A 20218-nucleotide genomic window follows, 5' to 3' on the forward strand; every position below is an offset into this window, starting at 1 on the left:
CTGGATTTATACTGTTTTTAAAGGGAAACGATGTATTTGTATCCTGTAAGAAAGTATGTAAAAGGCCTGCAAATAAGCAAATAAAAAGGATAGGAGAAAATGATGATGAAAGTGATTGAAAACCAGACATTTGATATGGAACGGGCGCTTTATGGAAGTAATGATATTCTGGTAAGGAATTGTAACTTCGATGGATCGGAAGATGGGGAAAGTGCATTAAAAGAATGCAGCAACATTAAAGTGGAAAATTGTTTCTGGAATCTGCGGTATCCATTCTGGCATGATCACGGACTAAAAATCGACCATACCGAACTGACAGAGCTTTCCAGAGCAGCCCTGTGGTATTCCGATCATATTACAATCACAGATTCTAAACTGCACGGTATAAAGGCACTCAGAGAATGCAGCGATGTTTCCATAGAAGGATGCCATATTATTTCCCCGGAATTTGGCTGGTCTGCAAAAAGTACAGTAATGCGTAAAAGCAGCGCGGAAGGCGAGTATTTTTTCATGCGCGCTCAAAATCTGGATTTTTCACAGGTGACATTAAAAGGAAAATATTCCTTCCAGTATATTGAAGATGCATTTTTTGACCGATGCCGATTTGATACAAAGGATGCCTTCTGGCATGCGAAAAATGTAACGGTAAAGGACAGTGTCATAAAAGGGGAATACCTTGCATGGTACTCAGATGACCTGACACTGATAAACTGCAAGATCACTGGCACACAGCCTTTCTGTTACTGCCGGAATCTGAGACTGATCGACTGCGAAATGACAGATACTGACCTGGCTTTTGAGAAATCTGATGTAGAGGCAACAATCTTAACACCAGTTGACAGTATTAAAAACCCGCGTTCCGGATCTATCCGTGTTCCGTCTGTAGGCAGTATGATCATGGATGATAAAGACGCAAAGGGAAGTATCATAGAAGATAAAAACGCAGATAAACGAAATGAAAATCCAATAGGTGCTTAATGACCATGCGCAGCCTGCCCATGCCGAAAGTTATAATGTGGGAAGAACAAAAGAATACAGGAGGATGCCGTGAAGTAAATGATGTATTTGGAATCCAGAGAAGCAGTAGTACAAAACTTAAAAGATGCGGGGTGCAGTCCGGATACCATTAAAGATTTTCTTTTATACTTTGATGGAAACAGGAAAAAGGAACAGCTTGTATTGTTGGAAAAGCACAGAAAAGAATTAATAGAGGTTGTGCATAAGGAAGAGATGAAGATTTATTGTCTGGATTATTTAGTATACCAGATAAAAAAACAAATAAAGAAAGAAGTATAAGGATGGAAATAAATGAATTTATAGAAGCAATGAAAAGCGGGCAGCTCATAACCACTGTTGCAGAAGCACGTGAATGTATGCATATGCTTTCCCAGGAGGCATTACGGCTGACGTCAGAATTAAATGGCGGCTATCATACCCCGGAGGAAATCCGGGGGCTTATGGAAAAGCTGACCGGTAAACCCATAGATGAGACATTCTGTCTGTTTCCGCCTTTTTATACAGACTGTGGAAAAAACCTTACAATAGGAAAACATGTATTCCTCAATTCCGGATGTAAATTTCAGGATCAGGGAGGAATCACCATAGGAGACGGTGCGCAGATTGGTCACAATGTAGTCCTTGCCACTTTGAATCACAATCTGGATCCTGCACATAGGCAGGATCTCATTCCTGCCCCCATCCATATCGGCAGAAATGTCTGGATCGGAGCCAATGCAGTGATCCTGCCGGGTGTTGTCATTGGTGACGGCGCAGTCATTGCAGCCGGCGCAGTCGTGACCAAAGATGTACCGGAAAATACAGTCGCAGGAGGTGTGCCAGCCAAAGTGATTAAGACAATCCCTGCATAAGCGGAAAAAGTGGGTATTTGATATTGATAAGAAAAAGAAATATAATATCATTAAAGAAAGATGTGACCTGGACTTTATGAATTTCCACAAGGAGAGGAGTATCTTATGTATTATAAAAAATTTCATGAATATGAGATATCTGCCCTGGGAATCGGCTCATTAAGATTACCTGCAAAATGCAATGAACCGAACATCATCGATCGACAAAAGGCACAGAAGGTGCTCGATCACGCGCTGGAATGCGGAATCAACTATATTGACACAGCTTACACCTATCATAATGGAGATTCTGAACGCTTTCTCGGAGAGGCTTTAAAAAAATATCCAAGAGACAGTTATTATCTCGCCTCAAAATTTTATGTAGCCGCAAATCCTGACATTGAATGTGTATTTGAAGAACAATTAAAGAGGCTTAAAACTGACTATTTGGATTTTTATCTCCTGCATGGTGTGGATGAAAATTCTATTGACGCTTTCATGGACAAAGGAAGAGATTATATCGGCTTCCTGGAAAAACAGAAAAAGGCCGGGCGGATTCGGTATTATGGTTTTTCCTCCCATGCCGCCCCTGAAACTCTCACCAGATTTCTGACATGGCATGATAAATTTGATATGGCGCTGATCCAACTGAATTATCTGGACTGGGATCTGTTGGACGCCAAAATGCAGTACGAGATCTTGACAGAGCATCATATCCCCATATGGGTTATGGAGCCTTTAAAGGGTGGACGATTATCAACTCTTAATCAAAAAGCCGCAGACATATTAAAAACAGCAGCGCCGGACCGTTCACTTTCTTCGTGGGCATTTCGTTTTCTGATGGGACTTCCCAATGTCCAGACAGTATTAAGCGGCATGGCCTCGATCACTCAAGTACAGGATAATGTAAAGACGTTTGGACACTGTGATCCACTGAATGAGAAAGAATATAATATATTAAGATCAGCAAAAGCCGTGTTTATGGATGATTTAGGTGTTCCATGTTCCGGATGCCGGTATTGCTGTGAATACTGTCCGGCCAAACTTGATATTCCGCTTTTGATAAAAGGATATAATGAACAAAAAGTCAGCGGGGAGCTTTGGAGAATTGCGGAGATTTCTAATCTGCAGCATGGCCCAAAAGACTGCCTGCAATGTGGCCAATGCATGGAACACTGTCCTCAGAAAATAGATATCCCTGCTGTCATGCAAAGTATGATGGACACATCACAGTAAGCTTGCTGAAAAAATACTCTCTTCTCCCATCAAATGTGATATAATGTATTCAATCTGACTGTTCGCAAACACCTGCCATACATTAAAAGAGAAGGAGAAGCTTGATAATGGGTCATTTATATTTGCAGCAAATCTGTTACTTAGTTTTATTATTTTTTGTATTTTCAGTATTAGGTTGGTGTATGGAAGTATTTCTTAAGTACATACAATACCATCATTTTATAAATCGAGGATTTTTGATAGGTCCCTATTGTCCAATTTATGGCTCCGGTATCGTATTCATCACGGTAATGGTAAGTATATTATCCGGTATGGAGTCATCTGTTGGAACAACCTTCAGTATTTCCTTTATTGGCTGCGGGATTTTGGAATATGCAGTCAGTTATTATCTGGAAAAGAAGTTTCATGCCAGATGGTGGGATTATAGTACAAAACCAATGAATCTTCATGGACGTATTTGGATCGGAAATTTATTCCTGTTTGGAATCGGAGGTACATTGGTGATCGAGGTAATTAATCCGATCATGTATTCCTTGTTCGATCGAATTCCAGAGAGAAGTCTCTATGCACTTTCAAGTTTGATTGTATTTGTTATGTCCGCAGATTATCTGACATCACATTTTGTCATGAAGTTTGTTAAAAGCAGCGTAGAAAATAGTGAAGCTGATAATACGGAGAGTATAAGCAAAGAAATCAAGCTTCTCATGAGTAATAAATCGATTCTTTACAGGCGAATTGCAGATGCATATCCGGATGTCATTTACCGAACTGACCGTATCAATCAGAGAATGCGGGAGATCAAAGAGGAGATGGAACGAATTCAGCAAGAAACTGCCAATAACCTGGATCGTATTAAGCAGGAGGTAACCTATAGTTTTGAGTTGATGAAAGTAACACCTTCCCAAATACAAGAGGAAATTATAGACAAACAAGACCAACTGATTTTACGTCTGGAAGAGGATACTGCGGACAAAGAAGAGATAGAGGAACTGCAAAAGGCGATTCAAGAGAAGAAAAAGTATCTGGAAGACCGGAAAAACTTATATCGCGTCAGATAAATAAAACAGCACTGACACAAGAAAAATTCTACCGGGCATGTAATGAATAAAAAGAAATATATATCGGATAAAAAGAGCATCTGGAATTTTCAACCATTCCAGACGCTCTTTTTATATGCTGACTGCAAGAATATGTTTTTAATTTTCTGTTGAATGATTTATTTTAATTAATGATAAATCTGCCTAAGTGTTTAGATTTGTTTAGAATTCATTTAGAAACAGATAAGATATTACTGCAATAATGAACTTATCAAAAGGAACAGCTTTTGAAATTTGCGGAAAGGAGATAAAAGGAGAACGCCAGTGAATTTGTTTGTCTGGCAGAGAAATTATCGACAGAAAAAGGTAGTACATAGTAGAATCCCAATAGGGAAAATCATGATGGCAAGTAATCTATTTGCCACAATTTAGAGAGGAGTCTAGCCATGAATAATATTCACAATAAGACATGGAAAGGATTTTTAAAGAAAGGACTTGTATTTTGTATGATTGGCGTAATGGCAATAGGTCTGGTAGCCTGTGGTGGAAAGGATAAGAAATCAGATACAAAAGCGCCGAAAACACAAACTGAGCAGTCTACAAATAAAAATACAAATGAGAAATCATCTTCCCAGACAGAGAAAAAGGATGATGCAGACATTGAAAAACCACAGAATAAGACGGAAGTGGATCAGAATAAGACAGATGATACAAAGGTGCCAGATGGAACAGATAAAAATTCTGACACAAAGAATTCAACAAAGAAAAACAACACAGTACAGAAATCCAATGAAACTGGTTCGACAACAAAAGACAAAAAGAATAATTAAGCATAATGGGCCACATGGAAACGTGCGGTCCATTAATTATATTTACGGGAGTGGCAGAATTTGTTATCCTGTTATTGGGGCTGGGATCAGAGGGATACGGTGTGTCTGTGAAAAGGGATTCCCGGTTTTATAAAAAACTGCCGGGAATACGTGAAAATAGAATCTGACTTTTTAGGACATATAATCCAGATGGTAATGGAGCACTTTTATAGTAGGAGAGGAAGTACGGTATATGAGTAAAGAATGTGTACTGCTTGTGGAAGATGATGCGGATATCCGGGAAGGCGTCCGTATTTTATTAGAAAGCGAAAATTATAACGTTACAGAAGCGGAGAATGGCAGACAGGGGCTGGAACTTTTAGATGAAAATACGGATTTGGTTATTCTTGACGTAATGATGCCTGGTTTGTCAGGACTGCGGACCTGCGAAGAAATCAGGAGGTTTTCTAATGTTCCGGTACTCTTTCTTACCGCAAAAGCGCAGGAGTCTGATAAATTAATAGGACTGATGGCGGGGGGCGATGATTATCTGCCGAAGCCTTTTTCATATGCGGAGCTTCTGGGAAGGGTAAAAGCATTACTGCGCCGGTACAATGTATATATGGGAAGAAAAGCACCGGAAACGAGTAAAGAAGAGCCATATTTGGAAAATGGCGGTATTAAAATACATGAGATTTTTAATGAGGTGTATGTCGATGGTATGGAAAAAGAAATGTCGGATATTGAATACCATATCCTTTTGCTAATGATGCAGCATCCGAGAAAAATATTTTCTGCACAGAACCTCTATGAAAGTGTGTGGGAAGAACCCTATTTTTATTCCTGCAACAGCACAGTCATGGTGCATATCCGGAAACTCCGGGTAAAAATAGAGAAGGATCCGAAATACCCGAAATACATCAAAACCATATGGGGAAAGGGGTATAAGTTTGACGCAGAAAATGAGTAGAAGAAATTCCATTTATACACAGTTACTGCGTCTTTTGATCGTATCAGCAGTTGCAGCACTGGCCATTTTTTGTATTCTGGATATTGTGGGACAATACTTAACTGACTACTATGTGGAAGAGACAAATTACGTTGAAAAGAAGAATCAAAGATATGTGGTAAAGCTTCAGGAATATGTTCAGCAACAAGAACTCTCAACCAGAGATACCAGTAAGATGAATGCGTGGGTAAAAGAGCAGCAGTTATTATTCATCCGAGTGTATAAAGATGGAATACAGGTATTCAATTCAGAATATCCGGGGCAGGAAATATGGGAGGAAGAGATTGAAGCGGAAGACTATGCATGGGAGGACTCCTATATGGTACAATTTTCTGATGGTACGGCGGAAGTCATCATAACAGGCGCATATATCTATCAGTTTTATAATTATGTTATGATAGGCGAGATAATACTTTCTTTTGTCCTGTTTCTTCTGTTTGTCCTTTTAGGCGTTCGTCGGAAAATGGATTATATTAGAAAACTAAGAGATGAGATTGAAATTTTAGAGAGCGGTAGTTTGGATTATAAGATTACGGTAAAGGGAAAGGACGAATTATCTGAACTGGCAGAAGGACTGGACAGCATGCGTCTTTCTTTTATCAGCCTGATACAGCAGGAAGCCGAGATGGTGCGGAAAAATCAGAGAATTGTTACGGAGATGTCCCATGACCTGCGGACTCCAGTAACCTCTATTATGCTTTATACGGAAATTTTGAAGAAGGGGAAGTATAAGAGTGAGGTACAGTTTAAAGAATATCTGGATAAGATTGACCTGAAAGCTCATCGCATGAAGCAGTTGACAGACCATCTTTTTGAATACTCTTTGATCGCAGGAGAGGGCGAGATAGAACTGGAAGAACCGGAGCAGTATGAAGTTTTGTTTTACGATTTGTTTTCAGAGACATGCAGCTTTCTTGAGCAGAAAGGTTTTCAGGTTGTATTCCATGTGGACTGGGTGGATAGTGTTGTACAGATTTCAACCGATTATGTGATGCGGATTTTAGACAATGTGACTTCTAATATTGTGAAGTATGCCGATCCGTCAGCACCGGTCGAGATTTCTTCCGTTCAGGAAGAGCATATGGTCGGTTTTTCTGTCAAAAACAGTATTCTGAGGTCAGAAAAAAAGCCAGAAAGCACTGGGATTGGAATACAGAATATAAATAATATGATGAAGAAAATGGGTGGAAAATCTATTGTTCAAGAAGAGGAAAAGCAGTTCCGGTTAGTGCTGCTGTTTCCTTGTTTATAAAATAGTATTAACTCTGAGTTCATACATACTGAACTAAAGAGATATTCACCGGATGACTGAAAGATGCTAGAATTATAAAATAACGTATACATAAACTACAGTTTTGTATGCCGAAAAAAGTATTTTCCGCGTGTAAGCCCTGCATTAAAATCATTGGCAAAGGAAGTGTTTATATGAAATATACAAAATTAGGAAACTCTGATTTACAGGTATCCCGTATCTGTATGGGATGTATGGGACTTGGGGATGCCAAAAGGGGACAACATTCCTGGACCCTGGACGAAGAACATTCCAGAGAGATCATAAAGAGAGGATTGGAGCTGGGAGTGAATTTCTTCGATACTGCCATTGCTTATCAGAGTGGAACAAGTGAACAGTATGTGGGAAAAGCTTTACGGGATTTTGCCAAAAGAGAGGATGTAATGATCGCCACTAAATTTCTTCCCAGACCAAAGGAGACGGCTGCAGCAGGTATTACCGGACAACAGTACATCGAAAACATGATAAACCTCAGTCTTACCAACTTAGGAACAGATCATGTAGATCTTTATATTTACCATATGTGGGATCATCAGACACCTCTCTATGAGATCATGGACGGTCTGAACCGCGTTGTGAAGGCAGGAAAAGCACGTTATATTGGAATCTCCAACTGCTTTGCATGGCAGCTCGCCAAGGCTAACGCGCTGGCAGAGAGAGAAGGCTTTGCAAAATTTATTTCTGTTCAGGGACATTATAATCTGATTTTCCGCGAAGAAGAACGGGAAATGATCCCTTACTGCAGGGAAGAAAATATCGCGCTGACTCCTTACAGTGCCCTGGCGGGAGGAAGACTCTCCAAACGTACTGATGAGACTTCTAAGAGACTAAAGGAGGATAACTATGCGCGGTTGAAATATGATGCCTCAAAAGAGCAGGATGAGGTTATCATAAACCGGGTGTCTGAGCTTGCCGAAAAACACGGTATATCCATGACAGAAGTCTCACTGGCGTGGCTTCTGACAAAAGTAACATCACCGGTAGTTGGCGCAACCAGATTTTCTCATATTGAAGGAGCAGCAGCAGCCGTGGACATCGGACTTAAGGAAGAGGAGATAAGATATCTGGAAGAAGCTTATTCTCCCCACAATCTGGTGGGAGTTATGGCTCAAAACAAAATTTCTTAAATTTCTGTTGAAATTTGGCATAACTTCTGATAAAGTATATAAGAAATAAGGGAGTAGTCAGCGCATTGACGTGGAGATGCCAACATACTGGACATGTTCCTGGTATCGCCTTAATTGACGAGACTTATCTGCTTGGGCGGGTAAGGCTTGTCTTTTTTTATACCTGCAGCCAAGCATAAAATCAGCTTAATGGAGGTATGTGTATGGAACTGTGGGAATTGTTTGTCATCTCGGTAGGGCTTTCCATGGACGCTTTTGCTATTGCGATCTGCAAAGGTCTGTCCGTAGAGAAACTGGAGAAAAAGCATCTGGTGATCGTTGGTCTTTGGTTTGGCGGTGCGCAGGCATTGATGCCGCTGCTTGGCTATGTGCTGGGCACGGGTTTCCGATTCTGGATTGAACAGATCGACCATTGGATTTCATTTGCATTGCTGTGTATCATTGGATTTAGTATGATAAGAGAATCCAGGGAACAATGTAAACCCATGAATAACTCTTTCTCTGCCAAAGTAATGCTCCCGCTTGCCATAGCAGACAGTATTGATGCCCTGGCCGCAGGTATTACCTTTGCATTTTTGGAGGTTTCTATCCTCCCTGCGGTTCTGCTGATCGGTTCTATCACATTCCTTCTTTCTGCCATGGGTGTATGGCTGGGCAACCGGTTCGGCGAAAAGTATAGAAGTAAAGCGGAATTGGCGGGCGGCATTATCCTGGTTATTATGGGAATAAAAATCTTATTGGAACATCTTGGTCTTTTAGTATTCTGCAAATAAACAACAGATTGTATTCCGTAAAAAGAATACAGTCTGTTATTTATTTACAGAAGAATTACACTGCATGAAAGGATTTCATACCGCAGAAACTTTTACCATAACTTAACCTTCTGTATGTTATAGTTATAATAATTATGAAAATGAGGTGATGAACTATGAAACTACTGATCATTGAAGATGAACCGGATTTGGTGAGTACCCTGGCGGCGGGGTTTTCTCAGCTTGGATATATAACAGAATATGCGACAGACGGAAGCGAGGGATACGAACTGGCCTGTATCAATAAATATGATCTGATCATTTTGGATTTAAACCTTCCGTCAATGGATGGGATTGAGATATTAAAAGCAATAAGAGCGGAAGATAAGGAGCAGCGTATTCTTATTCTTTCTGCCCGCTCTTCTGTGGAGGATAAAGTAACGGGACTGGATTTTGGAGCAAATGACTACCTTTCAAAACCATTTGCCTTTGCAGAGCTTGAAGCGCGTGTCCGGTCTCTTTTAAGGCGAAGTTTTATCCAGAGGGATACGAGTTTAAAGTTTGATATTTTAACAGTGGATACGAGAGCCAAAAGTGTAACAGCCGGTGATGAAAAACTGGAATTGGCACCAAAAGAGTATTTGATCTTAGAGTATTTAATGATGCATATGGGAAAAGTCATCAGTTCGGAAGAGTTGATCGAGCATGTATGGCACAGTGATGCCAATTACTTTACATCCTCTGTGAAGGTACATATGAGCAACCTTCGTAAGAAATTAACAGAAAACTGTGGTATGGAAATGATCACGACAGTACGCGGAAGCGGCTATATCATCGGAAAGGAGGGGACATCCGGCTTATGATCAGAAAAATTTCACTGCGTTTGCGGGTGACATTGATCACAGCATTCATTTTATCTGCTTTTTGTATGGTGCTTACTTTTTCATCTGTATATAATGCCAACAGATATATCGTTGGCCCTGTTCTTGATACCTACCGCGATATGACTATTCCGGGCGTACAGGATTTTGGGGTGGATTCACCAAATTATGCTTATAACTCAGGAACGGAGCAAACAATGCCTGATGTGACCCTTAAAAATGGAGCGGACGGATTTACGGCAGCCAGCTATTTCTCCATGGCCATTGCTGTTCTGGCGGGGTCTCTCCTTGTATATTTCTTATCGGGTTATGCACTCCGCCCAATCAAAGAGTTAAGTATGCGGATTGAAAAGATCACAGAAAAAGAGCTGTCCACACAACTGCCCAAGTTGGAGACCAACGATGAACTCCAAACGTTGTCAGAGTCTTTTAATCTCATGCTGAAACGTTTGGAGGCTGCTTTTCAAAGGGAAAAAAGATTCACCTCCGATGCAGCCCATGAACTGGAAACTCCGCTTACCGTGATCAACACCAACCTGGATGTCTTTTATATGAATGCAGACCCAACGAAGGAACAGTATCAAAACACACTGGCAGTCATAAAAAAGCAGGCAAATCGAATGACTGCCCTTGTAGAAGACCTTTTTGCCATGTCATCCATGAACCGATACAAGGTGGAGGATGTGATAGAGATAAGCGGACTGGTTCGGGAAACAGCACAGGAACTGGATATCTTTCTGGATGAAAAAGCCTTGACCCTTACTGTGGACACACAGGAGTGTCTTGTACTGGCAAACGCGGTCATTTTGAAGCAGGCTATATCGAATCTGATTGAAAATGCCATCAAATATAATAAGAACGGCGGATTTATCAAGGTTCAGGTAAAAAACAGATCAGACCAATGCCAGATCATAGTCCGTGATTCTGGGATAGGAATTCCGCCGGAGAAAGCCGTACACATTTTTGAACCTTTTTATCGCGTTGATACATCCCGCTCCCGTGAGATTGGAGGCGCAGGGCTTGGACTTGCGATCACGAAGGATATTGTGGAACAACATGGGGGAACGATCTGTTATCAGGCTTGTGACAATGGAGGGAGCTGTTTTATGATCACGCTTCCTAAAGCAGAATAATTTTTCCTTACTTTTTTACTCTTAACCTCATCTTAACCTGGCATTTGGTATTCTAAATGAGAAATCAGGAAAGAGAGGATGAGACATGGGTAATATAAAAACCTTGTTTGCTAATTTCACGGAAATCATCAAAACCAAGAAAAAATGGATCATACCAATCGTCGGAATGACAGTGGGCGGGGTTATTTTGGCTGTATATTTGCTGGGAAGACCCGGAAAAGATGAGGCAGCACTTCTATCCAGAGAAAGAGAGTACATTGTCACACGCGGGAATATCACAGTAGGTGTGGAAGGCAGTGGTAAACTGGAAGCCAAACGAACTCCCCAGACATTTACAAGTGACCTGATTTTTGAAAAATACAATGTCAATGCCGGGGACATGGTAAAAAAAGACTAACTATTAAAGAAAGTCAATAAATAGTTTCAAAAACAGAGATGTTTTGAGTATAGTGGCGATGACTTATTCATCGCAATCAGTACCTTGAAAATTGCATGACAAATAGAGCATCGAGTATGATGCTCTGACAAGAAGATATGATGTTGGAAGAATTAGATTGCTTTTTGGTATTGCTGTCCAGTGCGTTCGAGATGATAAATTAGCCGAACTAGTTTCTTGGTCGCGTGAGACATTGCAACATAGTAATGCTTGCCTTCAGCTCGTTTCTTGGCAAGATAAGCCTTGTAGGTTGGATCCCATAGACAAACATATGCGGTTGCATTAAACAGAGCATATCTAAGGTATCTAGAACCACGTTTTTCCATTCTGGCATAACAGTTATCTAACTGGCCGGATTGATAGGTAGAAGGCGACATTCCTGCATAAGCAAGGATCTTATCTGGAGAGTCGAATTGGCTAAAGTCACCTATTTCAGCAATAATCATGGCACCCATTCGATAGCTGATTCCAGGAATGCTAAGGATTGGAGAATTGATTTCATCCATGATGACTTTAATCTCGTTTTCAATCTCTTCGATTTCAGAATCTAGCTCTCTAATGAGCTTAATGGTGTGCTTTAATTCAAGCGATTTAGCTGGCATATTTGAACCGATAGAGGTTCTTGCAGCCTCTCTAAAAGCGATAGAGGTTTCTTTTGTGTAGTGGCCTTTAGATGCGGTTTCAAGAAGATTTGAAAGTCTTGTGAGATGTGCATTAGCTACCTGTTTTGCACCAGGAAATTCGTAGAGTAACTCATAAACAGAATTCTGATGAAGTGTTGGAACAAGCTTTTCTAACTCAGGGAAAAGGATACATACAAGACGGGATATAGATGTTTTAAGCTTCGCGCGTTCTTTAACTTTATCAAAACGATAGCGAGTAAGTGACTTAAGCTCTTCGTTGTGATACGATGTGTCTGAGTAGGACTTTAAGTTCACGTCAGACATTAGCATAGAAGCAATTGTATGGGCATCAACTTTATCCGTTTTCGTCTGTCTAAGGCTTAGACTTTTTCTGTACAGATTAGTATGTAACGGGTTGATAACAAAGGTGGCCAGACCTTTATCAAGCAGATATCCGAGAAGATTGTAACTATAGTGTCCAGTGGCTTCTAGGCCTACTTTTACTTTAGAAGCATCTTCCATAACGGATTCTATTTTCTGATAAAGCTCGTCGAACCCATCGAGATTGTTTTTGATGGTAAAAGCCTTGAAAAGGACTTCGCCATCAGAGTTTGTGATAAAGCAATCATGCTTATCTTTTGCGACATCAATTCCTACGTAAATCATATAGGACCTCCTGATATAAAGTATTGATACTGTCTTAAGATCCACAGGGCTCCTTGCAATCGTAACCTACTTCTTGATAAACCGTCATGCGGTAACTAACTGATTAACAAATAAACAAAGAGACTGTGGTTGGAGCCTTTTTTAAACCATCAAGTGGTAGGAGGTGATAACCAATCCACAGTATCTTAAAATAGCATAGTCAAACCTGTAGAAAAGGTAAAGAAAGACTATGACTTTATATAATAGTAGGAGATGCCATTGCTGAGATTTCAAAAGAAGGCGTTTTAAAGGTCATTGAAGAACTGCAGTCAGAAGCAGACAACGCCTATGCTGCACTGCAGGAAGCCATCAATGCAAAAACACTCCAGACACTGCAGACAGAAAAAGAGCAAAAAGAAAGAAGCAGCGCAAGCCAAAACGCGTATGAGAGCAGTTATCGTCAGTATAGTGATCAGGCTTCGTCACTGGAAGAAAAGTTGACAGAGTTAAATGCTCCTGATATTACACCGGAAGAGGCAAGACTCAACGCAGATAACGCAGCGGCAGCACTGGAAGCGGCAGAAAGGGATCTGTCGGCTGCAAATTCTGATCTGGAGGCTGCTGTCGCTGCAAAAAACCAGTATACCGGAGATGATTCCGAACAGTTTAATGCATTACAGGCAGAAGTAGACAAAGCCAGAACAGAAGTCAGCCATCTGCAGGGAATCAGAGACGAAGCTGCCGCTGCAAGCGGGGAAGCTGCCCGTATTCGTGAAGCGGTGGAAAGTGCAAAGGGTATTCGCGAGCAGTTGAATGAGGTGATTAAGTCAATGGAAGCACTGAACAGTGCAAGAGAAAAAGAAATACAGACAGAACAGGAAAGCGCAAACTTACAAGGCCAGGTAAATTCTATACAGCTTAAATCGCTTCAGGCAGCCATTGATAAGGCTCAAAGCCTTTATGATACAACAAAGAAAAAACTGGATCAGACCAAAGCCTTATTGGAGGAACCGGTTCTTTATGCAGAGATGGATGGAGTGATATTGGCAGCCCCTTATCTAAAAGGTGAAAAAATCGTTCCGGATAAAGCTGTCGCAGAAATCGGAGACTTGACAAAAATGCTGTTAAAAGCAGAGATTGAACCGGCAGATATCAATGAAGTAGAGGCAGGGCAGGATGTCCGCGTTGTGGCTGAAATCTTCCCGAATCAGGAAGTAAAGGGAAAGATAATTTCCAAAACGCTGACACCAAATGAAGGTATGTACTCGGCTTCTATAGAACTGGAGCCAAATGAACTTGGTCTTTTAGAGGGTATGGCGGCAAGCGCTACAATTATTTCCAAACAAAAAGAAAATGTTCTCATATTGTCTAATAAAGCCATCACTTTAAAAGACGGAAAACAATATGTAAATCTTCGTATTGAGGATAAGAATGCCAAGGAGAATGAGCCCGGGGCGTACACATTGAAAGAAGTAGAGATCACCACCGGTTTTTCAGATGGACGTGTGACAGAAGTGTTGAGCGGACTTTCAGAAAATGATGTGGTAATTGTAAAGGAATAAGCTATGAGACTGTCAGAACTGCTGCGTATCATATGGATCAATGTAAAACAAAACAGAAGTAAGGTTATATTGAACTCATTGGGAATCATTGCCGGTACACTGACCATTATCCTTGTCATTGCCATTGGGCAGGGCGGGGAGAATGAGGCTGCAAAACAATTTTCCGGCCTATCCGCAGACACGATTTACCTTAAACCTGATCAAAGTGCCATACTATCAGAAAAAAGGCGGAAAATAGAACGTCTGTCTATTGAAAATATAAAGCAGATCCTGGAGGAATCCAATGCGCTTGTGGGTATGTATCTAAGGGAAAGTACCTATACAGAAGTCAAATTCGGAAAAGAAAAGACCAATATTGAGGTGGTCGGGGTAACAAAGGGATTTGCTGAGATCTCCAATTTTTCCTTTTCTGCCGGATGGGATTTTCCGGATGAATATTATGAAAAGGCTGCCAGTGCGGCAGTGATAGGATATGAACTGGCCAATACTTACTTTAAAGGACCTGCAGATGCTATTGACCAAACAATTTTAGTGGACCAAAAAAGGTATAAAGTGATCGGGGTCCTGGCAAGAAGTGGTGACGGGCTTCAGGGTCTCTCACCGGACCGTTCCATATTTTTGCCCTACCAGACCTTTGAGGCAAAAAATCTTGCGTCGAAGGATGACTATCCGGAAGCGGTCGGAAAGGCAGACGGAGTCAAATCAGTCCAATTGGCGATGGCCGAGATAAAGAGTACCGTCAATTATTATATGAATGACGGAGACAAATATTTAGTAGAAGACGCAGGAAGCCGTATTGAGGCTGCAACGGAATCCGCAAAGACAATGAAATTACTTTTGATCTCTGTGGCAGCTATTGTGTTTGCTGTTGGAGGCATTGGTATCATGAATGTACTCTTTGCTACTATTAGGGAGCGCACAAAAGAAATCGGTATCCTAAAAGCACTTGGAATGAAAAGGGCGGATATACTGCTGCAGTTTTTGTTAGAGTCTGTGGCAATCGGAGTATTTGGCGGAGCTGCAGGAGCAGTTTTAAGTTTCGGAGCAATTCCGCTGATAGAAAAATATACGGATATTCCGGTATCCCCATCTTTTCAGGGGATTGCAGCCGCTTTTATATTTGCTGTAGTTACAGGAACTTTATTTGGATTCTATCCGGCATACAAGGCTTCTAAGCTGATTCCAGTAGATGCATTAAATGTAGAATAACAGGAGGTTCATTAGAATGAAAAAATTGATGTTAGTTATATTGGGAGTATTGATGATAGCTTCACTGGCTGCGTGCACAGGAGGCACGGATGATAAAAAAACATCCAATACACCGACGAAAGAAACAGATTCAAAGTCACCGGCTGATAATTCCTCATCATCCAACGAGCAGGCTCTTTATTTAGGAACAATTCAAAGTATTGCGGGAAATGAAATAGAATTGGCGCTTGCCAAGATTCCGGAAGAATTAAAACCGGGTGCGGCTGGAGAAAGCAACAATGGGAAGGAGAATGGTAACGGCGTATCCGGTGAGGGGGAAAACTATGTTGGCGGTATTACAGATATCCCGGAAGGAAAGGACAGATCAGATACTGCCCCGGATCAGGTAGAGGGTGACAAAAAATCGCTGGCATCTATGCTTGAATATACCGGGGAGAACAAATCTTTTGTCATTCCGGCTGGGGTCCAGCTTACAAATATGACAGGGGGAAGTGCAAATATATCTGACTTAAATAAAATGAACGTATTGATGATAACGGTAAATAAAAAAGATAATGCAGTCATTTCATGTGAGATATTAGAGTAATTATGATCAAACTTACAGATGTCAATAAATCTTATATCATGGGTGAAAATATACTTCACGTGCTGAAAGATGTTAATTTGTCAGTTACGGATGGGGAGTTTATTACAATCCTGGGTGCGTCCGGATCAGGAAAAAGTACACTGATGCATATTATCGGATGTATGGACACTATGGACAGCGGGACCTATCAGTTGGATGAGATACCGGTTCATGAATGCAATGACGCAAAGCTGACAGTGATCCGAAACCAAAAAATCGGATTTATTTTTCAGAAGTACCATCTGATCCCACAGTACAATATACTACAAAATGTGTTGATGCCTCTTTTGATACGAGGCAAGAGCAGGAAAGAGGCATTTTTGCAGGCTGAGGAGGTAATCCGTATGACAGGATTATGGGAACGCCGCGGGCATCTTCCAAGCGAGTTATCAGGCGGACAGCAGCAGCGGGTGGCAATTGCAAGGGCATTGATCACAAAGCCTTCCATCTTACTGGCAGATGAACCAACAGGGGCACTAGATTCTAATACCGGAAAAGAAATACTCGAGATGTTCAAAGAATTAAACGCAATGGGAAATACCATAATACAGATCAGTCACGATATCAATGTAGCTAAGGCAGGTAAACGCATTGTACATCTCAAGGATGGCATTATGGAGGAATAAATGTCCTACACTATTTTGGAAAACGAATTATAAATAACGCGCCGCCCCGTGGATGATTTTTTGCGGTGACGGTTCCGCCCAGCCGGGTAATGATCGTCTTGCAGAGAGCTAATCCGATTCCGTACCCTGCAGTGTCTGTATTTTTTCCCCGATAGAACCTGTCAAACAGACAGGGCAGATCTTCTCTTTTAAAACCCACTCCGCTGTCATGGAAGGTTATCTCAGTAAACAGCGGAGTGTCCTGACAGGCAATTTCAATCCTTCCATTATCTCCGGCACTTTCTATACAATTTTTCACTACATTTTGGATGGCTTCTGAAAACCAGCCGGCATCCCCCTGAAGACATACCCCATGAGGTATGTCTGTCTCTAAGGCAACATTATGCAGATCCATTGAGATCAGGAACGGCCGCAAAGCAGTCCTGACCACATTCTCCACATCTATCCGTTCCTTTTGGAACACCACGATCCCTGCGTCTAAACGTGACAATTTCAGCAGGGAGGTGACCAGCCAATCCATCTGTACAAATAATTCTTCTGTTTCCCGAAGCAGGGTTTTCCGCTCCTTCTCATCAGAGGACTTTTTCAGCAGTGACAAGATCAGATTCGCAGATGTAAGAGGAGTGCGGAGCTGGTGGGCAATGTCGGCAAGAGAATCGGCGAGATGCTGTTTTTCCTTTTTCAGGGCTTCATTTTGCTCCCGAATACGAAGCGTCATTTTTGTTATCTCACTTTGCAGGATAGAAAGCTCCCCCTCGTCTGATTCACTGATAAACAGATAGTCCGCGTTATGAAGCACAAGATCGATCTGCTCTGAAATCTGTGCAATATTTTGATAACGATTTCTGGTAAATATAAAAAATGCCGCTCCGAAGGCAGCAGAAGAAACCAGCGCCAATATTCCGGCAGCCGGATGGATCACAAATCCCACGGCCGCAGCGATGAAGGTTATCGCGGCAAACAAGACCGCAAACTGCCGAATCTCTTTATTCCGAAACATAGCTTCCTCCCAGTCGGTATCCCATTCCCCGCACTGTCAAAATGATCTGGGGATTCGCAGGATCATTCTCAATTTTTTCCCTCAGCCGTTTGATGTAAACCGTTAAAGTGTTATTATTCACAAACTCGCCTGCCGCATCCCACAATTCCTCTAACAGCCTGTCCCGTGTAAGAATGATTTTGGGATTATTGATAAATATCAGCAGCAAACGGTATTCCAATGCGGAAAGAAAAATTTCCCTGCCGTCTTTTTTTACAATACCGCTGGCTGTGTCCACATGAAGTCCGCACATTTCAAAAGCAGAAGGTGAACATCCGAATTTCCGCAGTGCTGTCCCGATCCGTGCGATCAGTTCACGGGGACGGAATGGTTTTGTGATATAATCGTCAGCCCCCATATTCAGCCCTGTGACAACACTTGCTTCGTCACCGGAGGCTGTCAGAAAGATTACGGGGATATTCTGGGTCTGTTTGATCTCTGTGCAGACTGCAAAACCGTTTCCATCCGGCAGGGAAATATCTACAAGAGCTAAATCAAACTTATTTTCTGTGAGCAAAGACACAGCCTCCCTCTGCGTGGCAGCGCGGGTAACTGCAAATCCCTCTGAGCGCAACAAAAGCACAAGATTCTTGGCAATTTCCTTATCATCTTCAACTAGAAATATCTGCTTCATCTATTTTTAACATCCTTTACGTGTCTTTATCTATTGTCTGTAGTTCATACTGCTTCCAAAAGCAGAAGCGGTAAGTATATCTTCACTACAGCCTCTCTGAAATTTCATTATATTTCTTTTGCGGGAAATATGCAACCATGCAGCCCGTGTATTTTTCTAAACAATCTGGAAACAGCACATTGACAAGCCAAATTACACATGATATGATTTTAAGGTAGAAATTTAAGGGAATGAGGTTCTCCCGTGGATATATTCCAAAAGCGCATTTTTGCTGATGACTTCTGTTTAACGACAGGGTTATCAGCTTTTTTGTTTGAAATTATGCTGGGAGATACACTCCGGTTTAGCCGTCTGTTTGCCAGCAATGGGAGAGGAGAGAGGCTGAATCACCAGAGATAAAAAAGAAGGGGAGAAAAAAGTATGCATGACAGAGCAGTAAAAATATTTCAAGTTTATAAGAATCTGTTGATCCTGGGACTGCTGGGAATCCCTATCGGCCTGGTGGTCGGGGGGATCGATGCCGTATTTGGAAGGGTATTACTGGCGATCACGGATTTCCGGAACGGACATCCCATGCAGTTAATTCCATTTTTAGCTTTCGCCGGAGCATTGATCGCCTTTGCTTATTTAAAATTCGGAGGAAAAAGCAGTAAAGGCATGAACCTGATCTTTGAAGTGGGACATGGGGAAGAGGAAGTGATCCCTTTAAGGCTGATCCCGTTTATCATATCCGGAACATGGATCACACATTTATTTGGAGGCAGTGCCGGAAGAGAAGGGGTGGCTGTACAGATTGGCGCCACATTTTCCCATTGGATAGGAAGAAAAATACCATTAAAAAATAGTTCCCATATTTTTCTTGTAACAGGTATGGCCGCCGGGTTTGCCGGACTTTTTGGAACACCTATTGCTGCGGTTTTCTTTGCAATGGAGGTACTGACAGCCGGAGCCTTGGAATATCAGGCATTACTGCCGGCAGTCACAGCCGCTTTCACAGCCAGCGCAGCAGCACAATTTCTGGGACTGGAAAAATTCACATTTGCGCTTACAGGAAAAATGGATCTTGCTTTTTCTGATATGTGGAGGTTCCTTTTGTTGGGAATCCTGTTCGGAGTTGTGGGCGGTGCTTTTGCATGGACATTAAAATATATGAAAAACATACTTGCCTCTCATTGGAAGCAGCCTGTTATCAGAATTTTTATCATGGGACTTATCTTAAGTGTCTTGCTGCTCCTTTTATACAAGGGCAGGTATGCAGGTCTGGGAGCAAACCTCATCCATGCCAGTTTTTATGGAGAGGAGATTCTCAGCTATGACTGGATTTTAAAATTTCTTCTTACCGTATTAACTCTGGCTGCGGGATTTCAGGGTGGGGAAGTAACACCTCTGTTTTCTATCGGCGCCAGCCTTGGAGTAGTAGCAGGCCCAATCCTTGGCGTTCCCTCAGAGATTGCGGCAGCGCTTGGCTATGCAGGTGTGTTTGGAAGCGCAACAAATACATTTCTGGCCCCGGTACTGATCGGCACAGAGGTGTTTGGATCTGCTTACCTTCCCCATTTTTTCCTGGTATGCGCGTTTGCCTATTTGTTTAACCTGAATAAGTCGATTTATTCCCTTCAGAAAACGTCAGACGTACATAAATAACAGGTATCATAGGTATCATAAGTTTTGAGCCTTCCGATATTTAATTTGCCCCT

The 20218-nt window shown here is 41.7% G+C and carries 21 protein-coding genes and 1 riboswitch; of the genes, 18 read left to right on the top strand and 3 right to left on the bottom strand.

Annotation, left to right across the window (positions count from 1 at the left end):
- Positions 1 to 99 precede the first annotated feature (99 nt).
- The 13 genes from BLCOC_RS14310 to BLCOC_RS14370 all read left to right on the top strand — a co-directional run bounded on the left by BLCOC_RS14310 (position 100) and on the right by BLCOC_RS14370 (position 11519).
- The gene (locus tag BLCOC_RS14310) at positions 100 to 978 is read left to right on the top strand and encodes a DUF3737 family protein (RefSeq protein ID WP_330412020.1); all 879 of its coding nucleotides are present in this window, start codon (positions 100 to 102) and stop codon (positions 976 to 978) included.
- A gap of 78 nt (positions 979 to 1056) precedes the next feature.
- Positions 1057 to 1296, top strand: coding sequence for a hypothetical protein (locus tag BLCOC_RS14315; RefSeq protein WP_029469038.1), 240 nt, complete (start codon positions 1057 to 1059; stop codon positions 1294 to 1296).
- A 2-nt stretch (positions 1297 to 1298) separates the two neighbouring features.
- Positions 1299 to 1868 carry a sugar O-acetyltransferase gene (locus tag BLCOC_RS14320; RefSeq protein WP_115622547.1) on the top strand — a complete coding sequence of 190 codons (570 nt, stop codon included), beginning with the start codon at positions 1299 to 1301 and terminating at the stop codon, positions 1866 to 1868.
- Positions 1869 to 1973: 105 nt separating this feature from the next.
- The gene (locus BLCOC_RS14325) at positions 1974 to 3083 is read left to right on the top strand and encodes an aldo/keto reductase (RefSeq protein ID WP_115622548.1); all 1110 of its coding nucleotides are present in this window, start codon (positions 1974 to 1976) and stop codon (positions 3081 to 3083) included.
- Positions 3084 to 3190: 107 nt separating this feature from the next.
- Positions 3191 to 4141: a putative ABC transporter permease gene (locus tag BLCOC_RS14330; RefSeq protein WP_115622549.1), complete on the top strand. Its 951-nt coding sequence runs from the start codon at positions 3191 to 3193 to the stop codon at positions 4139 to 4141.
- A gap of 425 nt (positions 4142 to 4566) precedes the next feature.
- Positions 4567 to 4950 (top strand): hypothetical protein, encoded by a 384-nt coding sequence (locus BLCOC_RS14335; protein WP_115622550.1) that lies wholly within the window; start codon positions 4567 to 4569, stop codon positions 4948 to 4950.
- Between the two features lie 232 nt (positions 4951 to 5182).
- Positions 5183 to 5899: a response regulator transcription factor gene (locus BLCOC_RS14340; protein ID WP_029469027.1), complete on the top strand. Its 717-nt coding sequence runs from the start codon at positions 5183 to 5185 to the stop codon at positions 5897 to 5899.
- Entirely contained in the window at positions 5880 to 7190 is a 1311-nt protein-coding gene (locus BLCOC_RS14345) for a sensor histidine kinase (RefSeq protein WP_115622551.1), read from the top strand. The genes BLCOC_RS14340 and BLCOC_RS14345 overlap by 20 nt, the downstream gene beginning before the upstream one ends.
- A gap of 173 nt (positions 7191 to 7363) precedes the next feature.
- The gene (locus BLCOC_RS14350; protein ID WP_115622552.1) at positions 7364 to 8356 is read left to right on the top strand and encodes an aldo/keto reductase; all 993 of its coding nucleotides are present in this window, start codon (positions 7364 to 7366) and stop codon (positions 8354 to 8356) included.
- 203 nt (positions 8357 to 8559) lie between these two features.
- Positions 8560 to 9129 (top strand): manganese efflux pump MntP, encoded by a 570-nt coding sequence (locus BLCOC_RS14355; RefSeq protein ID WP_115622553.1) that lies wholly within the window; start codon positions 8560 to 8562, stop codon positions 9127 to 9129.
- A 155-nt stretch (positions 9130 to 9284) separates the two neighbouring features.
- A complete protein-coding gene (locus BLCOC_RS14360) occupies positions 9285 to 9971 on the top strand; it encodes a response regulator transcription factor (RefSeq protein WP_115622554.1) in 687 nt (228 codons plus the stop codon).
- On the top strand, positions 9968 to 11122 hold the full coding sequence (locus tag BLCOC_RS14365; RefSeq protein WP_115622555.1) for a sensor histidine kinase: 1155 nt from the start codon (positions 9968 to 9970) through the stop codon (positions 11120 to 11122). Before BLCOC_RS14360 ends, BLCOC_RS14365 begins: the two co-directional genes overlap by 4 nt.
- 85 nt (positions 11123 to 11207) lie before the next feature.
- Complete coding sequence (locus BLCOC_RS14370) at positions 11208 to 11519, top strand: hypothetical protein (RefSeq protein WP_115622556.1); 312 nt, start codon at positions 11208 to 11210, stop codon at positions 11517 to 11519.
- A gap of 152 nt (positions 11520 to 11671) precedes the next feature.
- Here the strand turns inward: BLCOC_RS14370 and BLCOC_RS14375 are convergent, their stop codons facing one another.
- Positions 11672 to 12847: an IS110 family RNA-guided transposase gene (locus BLCOC_RS14375; protein ID WP_115622538.1), complete on the bottom strand. Its 1176-nt coding sequence runs from the start codon at positions 12845 to 12847 to the stop codon at positions 11672 to 11674.
- A 476-nt stretch (positions 12848 to 13323) separates the two neighbouring features.
- Here BLCOC_RS14375 and BLCOC_RS14380 point away from each other — a divergent pair, with 476 nt between their 5' ends.
- Genes BLCOC_RS14380 through BLCOC_RS14395 form a run of 4 tightly spaced genes read left to right on the top strand, consistent with a single transcriptional unit; the run spans position 13324 to position 16848 of the window.
- Positions 13324 to 14388 (top strand): efflux RND transporter periplasmic adaptor subunit, encoded by a 1065-nt coding sequence (locus BLCOC_RS14380; protein WP_115622557.1) that lies wholly within the window; start codon positions 13324 to 13326, stop codon positions 14386 to 14388.
- Positions 14389 to 14391: 3 nt separating this feature from the next.
- A complete protein-coding gene (locus tag BLCOC_RS14385; RefSeq protein WP_115622558.1) occupies positions 14392 to 15597 on the top strand; it encodes an ABC transporter permease in 1206 nt (401 codons plus the stop codon).
- Positions 15598 to 15613: 16 nt separating this feature from the next.
- Positions 15614 to 16183 carry a hypothetical protein gene (locus BLCOC_RS14390; protein WP_115622559.1) on the top strand — a complete coding sequence of 190 codons (570 nt, stop codon included), beginning with the start codon at positions 15614 to 15616 and terminating at the stop codon, positions 16181 to 16183.
- Positions 16184 to 16185: 2 nt separating this feature from the next.
- Entirely contained in the window at positions 16186 to 16848 is a 663-nt protein-coding gene (locus BLCOC_RS14395) for an ABC transporter ATP-binding protein (RefSeq protein WP_115622560.1), read from the top strand.
- Positions 16849 to 16858: 10 nt separating this feature from the next.
- Here the strand turns inward: BLCOC_RS14395 and BLCOC_RS14400 are convergent, their stop codons facing one another.
- Positions 16859 to 17848, bottom strand: a complete 990-nt coding sequence (locus BLCOC_RS14400; protein ID WP_115622561.1) for a sensor histidine kinase — start codon at positions 17846 to 17848, stop codon at positions 16859 to 16861.
- On the bottom strand, positions 17835 to 18521 hold the full coding sequence (locus tag BLCOC_RS14405; RefSeq protein WP_029469017.1) for a response regulator transcription factor: 687 nt from the start codon (positions 18519 to 18521) through the stop codon (positions 17835 to 17837). The genes BLCOC_RS14400 and BLCOC_RS14405 overlap by 14 nt, the downstream gene beginning before the upstream one ends.
- Before the next feature lie 217 nt (positions 18522 to 18738).
- Positions 18739 to 18812: riboswitch (Fluoride riboswitch) on the top strand.
- Positions 18813 to 18941: 129 nt separating this feature from the next.
- On the opposite strand from BLCOC_RS14405, the gene BLCOC_RS14410 reads away from it, so the two are divergent.
- Complete coding sequence (locus BLCOC_RS14410) at positions 18942 to 20165, top strand: chloride channel protein (RefSeq protein WP_115622562.1); 1224 nt, start codon at positions 18942 to 18944, stop codon at positions 20163 to 20165.
- The last annotated feature ends 53 nt before the right edge of the window (positions 20166 to 20218 follow it).

Source organism: Blautia coccoides (assembly GCF_034355335.1).
In the GTDB taxonomy this organism is placed as follows: Bacteria; Bacillota; Clostridia; order Lachnospirales; family Lachnospiraceae; genus Blautia; species Blautia producta.

Bases quoted from the DNA above. Each gene is read 5' to 3' on its own strand.
- BLCOC_RS14410 (WP_115622562.1), top strand. From the start codon at position 18,942: ATGCATGACAGAGCAGTAAAAATATTTCAAGTTTATAAGAATCTGTTG.
- BLCOC_RS14340 (WP_029469027.1), top strand. From the start codon at position 5,183: ATGAGTAAAGAATGTGTACTGCTTGTGGAAGATGATGCGGATATCCGG.
- BLCOC_RS14320 (WP_115622547.1), top strand. From the start codon at position 1,299: ATGGAAATAAATGAATTTATAGAAGCAATGAAAAGCGGGCAGCTCATA.
- BLCOC_RS14350 (WP_115622552.1), top strand. From the start codon at position 7,364: ATGAAATATACAAAATTAGGAAACTCTGATTTACAGGTATCCCGTATC.
- BLCOC_RS14385 (WP_115622558.1), top strand. From the start codon at position 14,392: ATGAGACTGTCAGAACTGCTGCGTATCATATGGATCAATGTAAAACAA.
- BLCOC_RS14360 (WP_115622554.1), top strand. From the start codon at position 9,285: ATGAAACTACTGATCATTGAAGATGAACCGGATTTGGTGAGTACCCTG.
- BLCOC_RS14325 (WP_115622548.1), top strand. From the start codon at position 1,974: ATGTATTATAAAAAATTTCATGAATATGAGATATCTGCCCTGGGAATC.
- BLCOC_RS14315 (WP_029469038.1), top strand. From the start codon at position 1,057: ATGATGTATTTGGAATCCAGAGAAGCAGTAGTACAAAACTTAAAAGAT.
- BLCOC_RS14390 (WP_115622559.1), top strand. From the start codon at position 15,614: ATGAAAAAATTGATGTTAGTTATATTGGGAGTATTGATGATAGCTTCA.
- BLCOC_RS14355 (WP_115622553.1), top strand. From the start codon at position 8,560: ATGGAACTGTGGGAATTGTTTGTCATCTCGGTAGGGCTTTCCATGGAC.
- BLCOC_RS14375 (WP_115622538.1), bottom strand. From the start codon at position 12,847: ATGATTTACGTAGGAATTGATGTCGCAAAAGATAAGCATGATTGCTTT.
- BLCOC_RS14335 (WP_115622550.1), top strand. From the start codon at position 4,567: ATGAATAATATTCACAATAAGACATGGAAAGGATTTTTAAAGAAAGGA.
- BLCOC_RS14405 (WP_029469017.1), bottom strand. From the start codon at position 18,521: ATGAAGCAGATATTTCTAGTTGAAGATGATAAGGAAATTGCCAAGAAT.
- BLCOC_RS14395 (WP_115622560.1), top strand. From the start codon at position 16,186: ATGATCAAACTTACAGATGTCAATAAATCTTATATCATGGGTGAAAAT.
- BLCOC_RS14310 (WP_330412020.1), top strand. From the start codon at position 100: ATGATGATGAAAGTGATTGAAAACCAGACATTTGATATGGAACGGGCG.
- BLCOC_RS14365 (WP_115622555.1), top strand. From the start codon at position 9,968: ATGATCAGAAAAATTTCACTGCGTTTGCGGGTGACATTGATCACAGCA.
- BLCOC_RS14330 (WP_115622549.1), top strand. From the start codon at position 3,191: ATGGGTCATTTATATTTGCAGCAAATCTGTTACTTAGTTTTATTATTT.
- BLCOC_RS14370 (WP_115622556.1), top strand. From the start codon at position 11,208: ATGGGTAATATAAAAACCTTGTTTGCTAATTTCACGGAAATCATCAAA.
- BLCOC_RS14400 (WP_115622561.1), bottom strand. From the start codon at position 17,848: ATGTTTCGGAATAAAGAGATTCGGCAGTTTGCGGTCTTGTTTGCCGCG.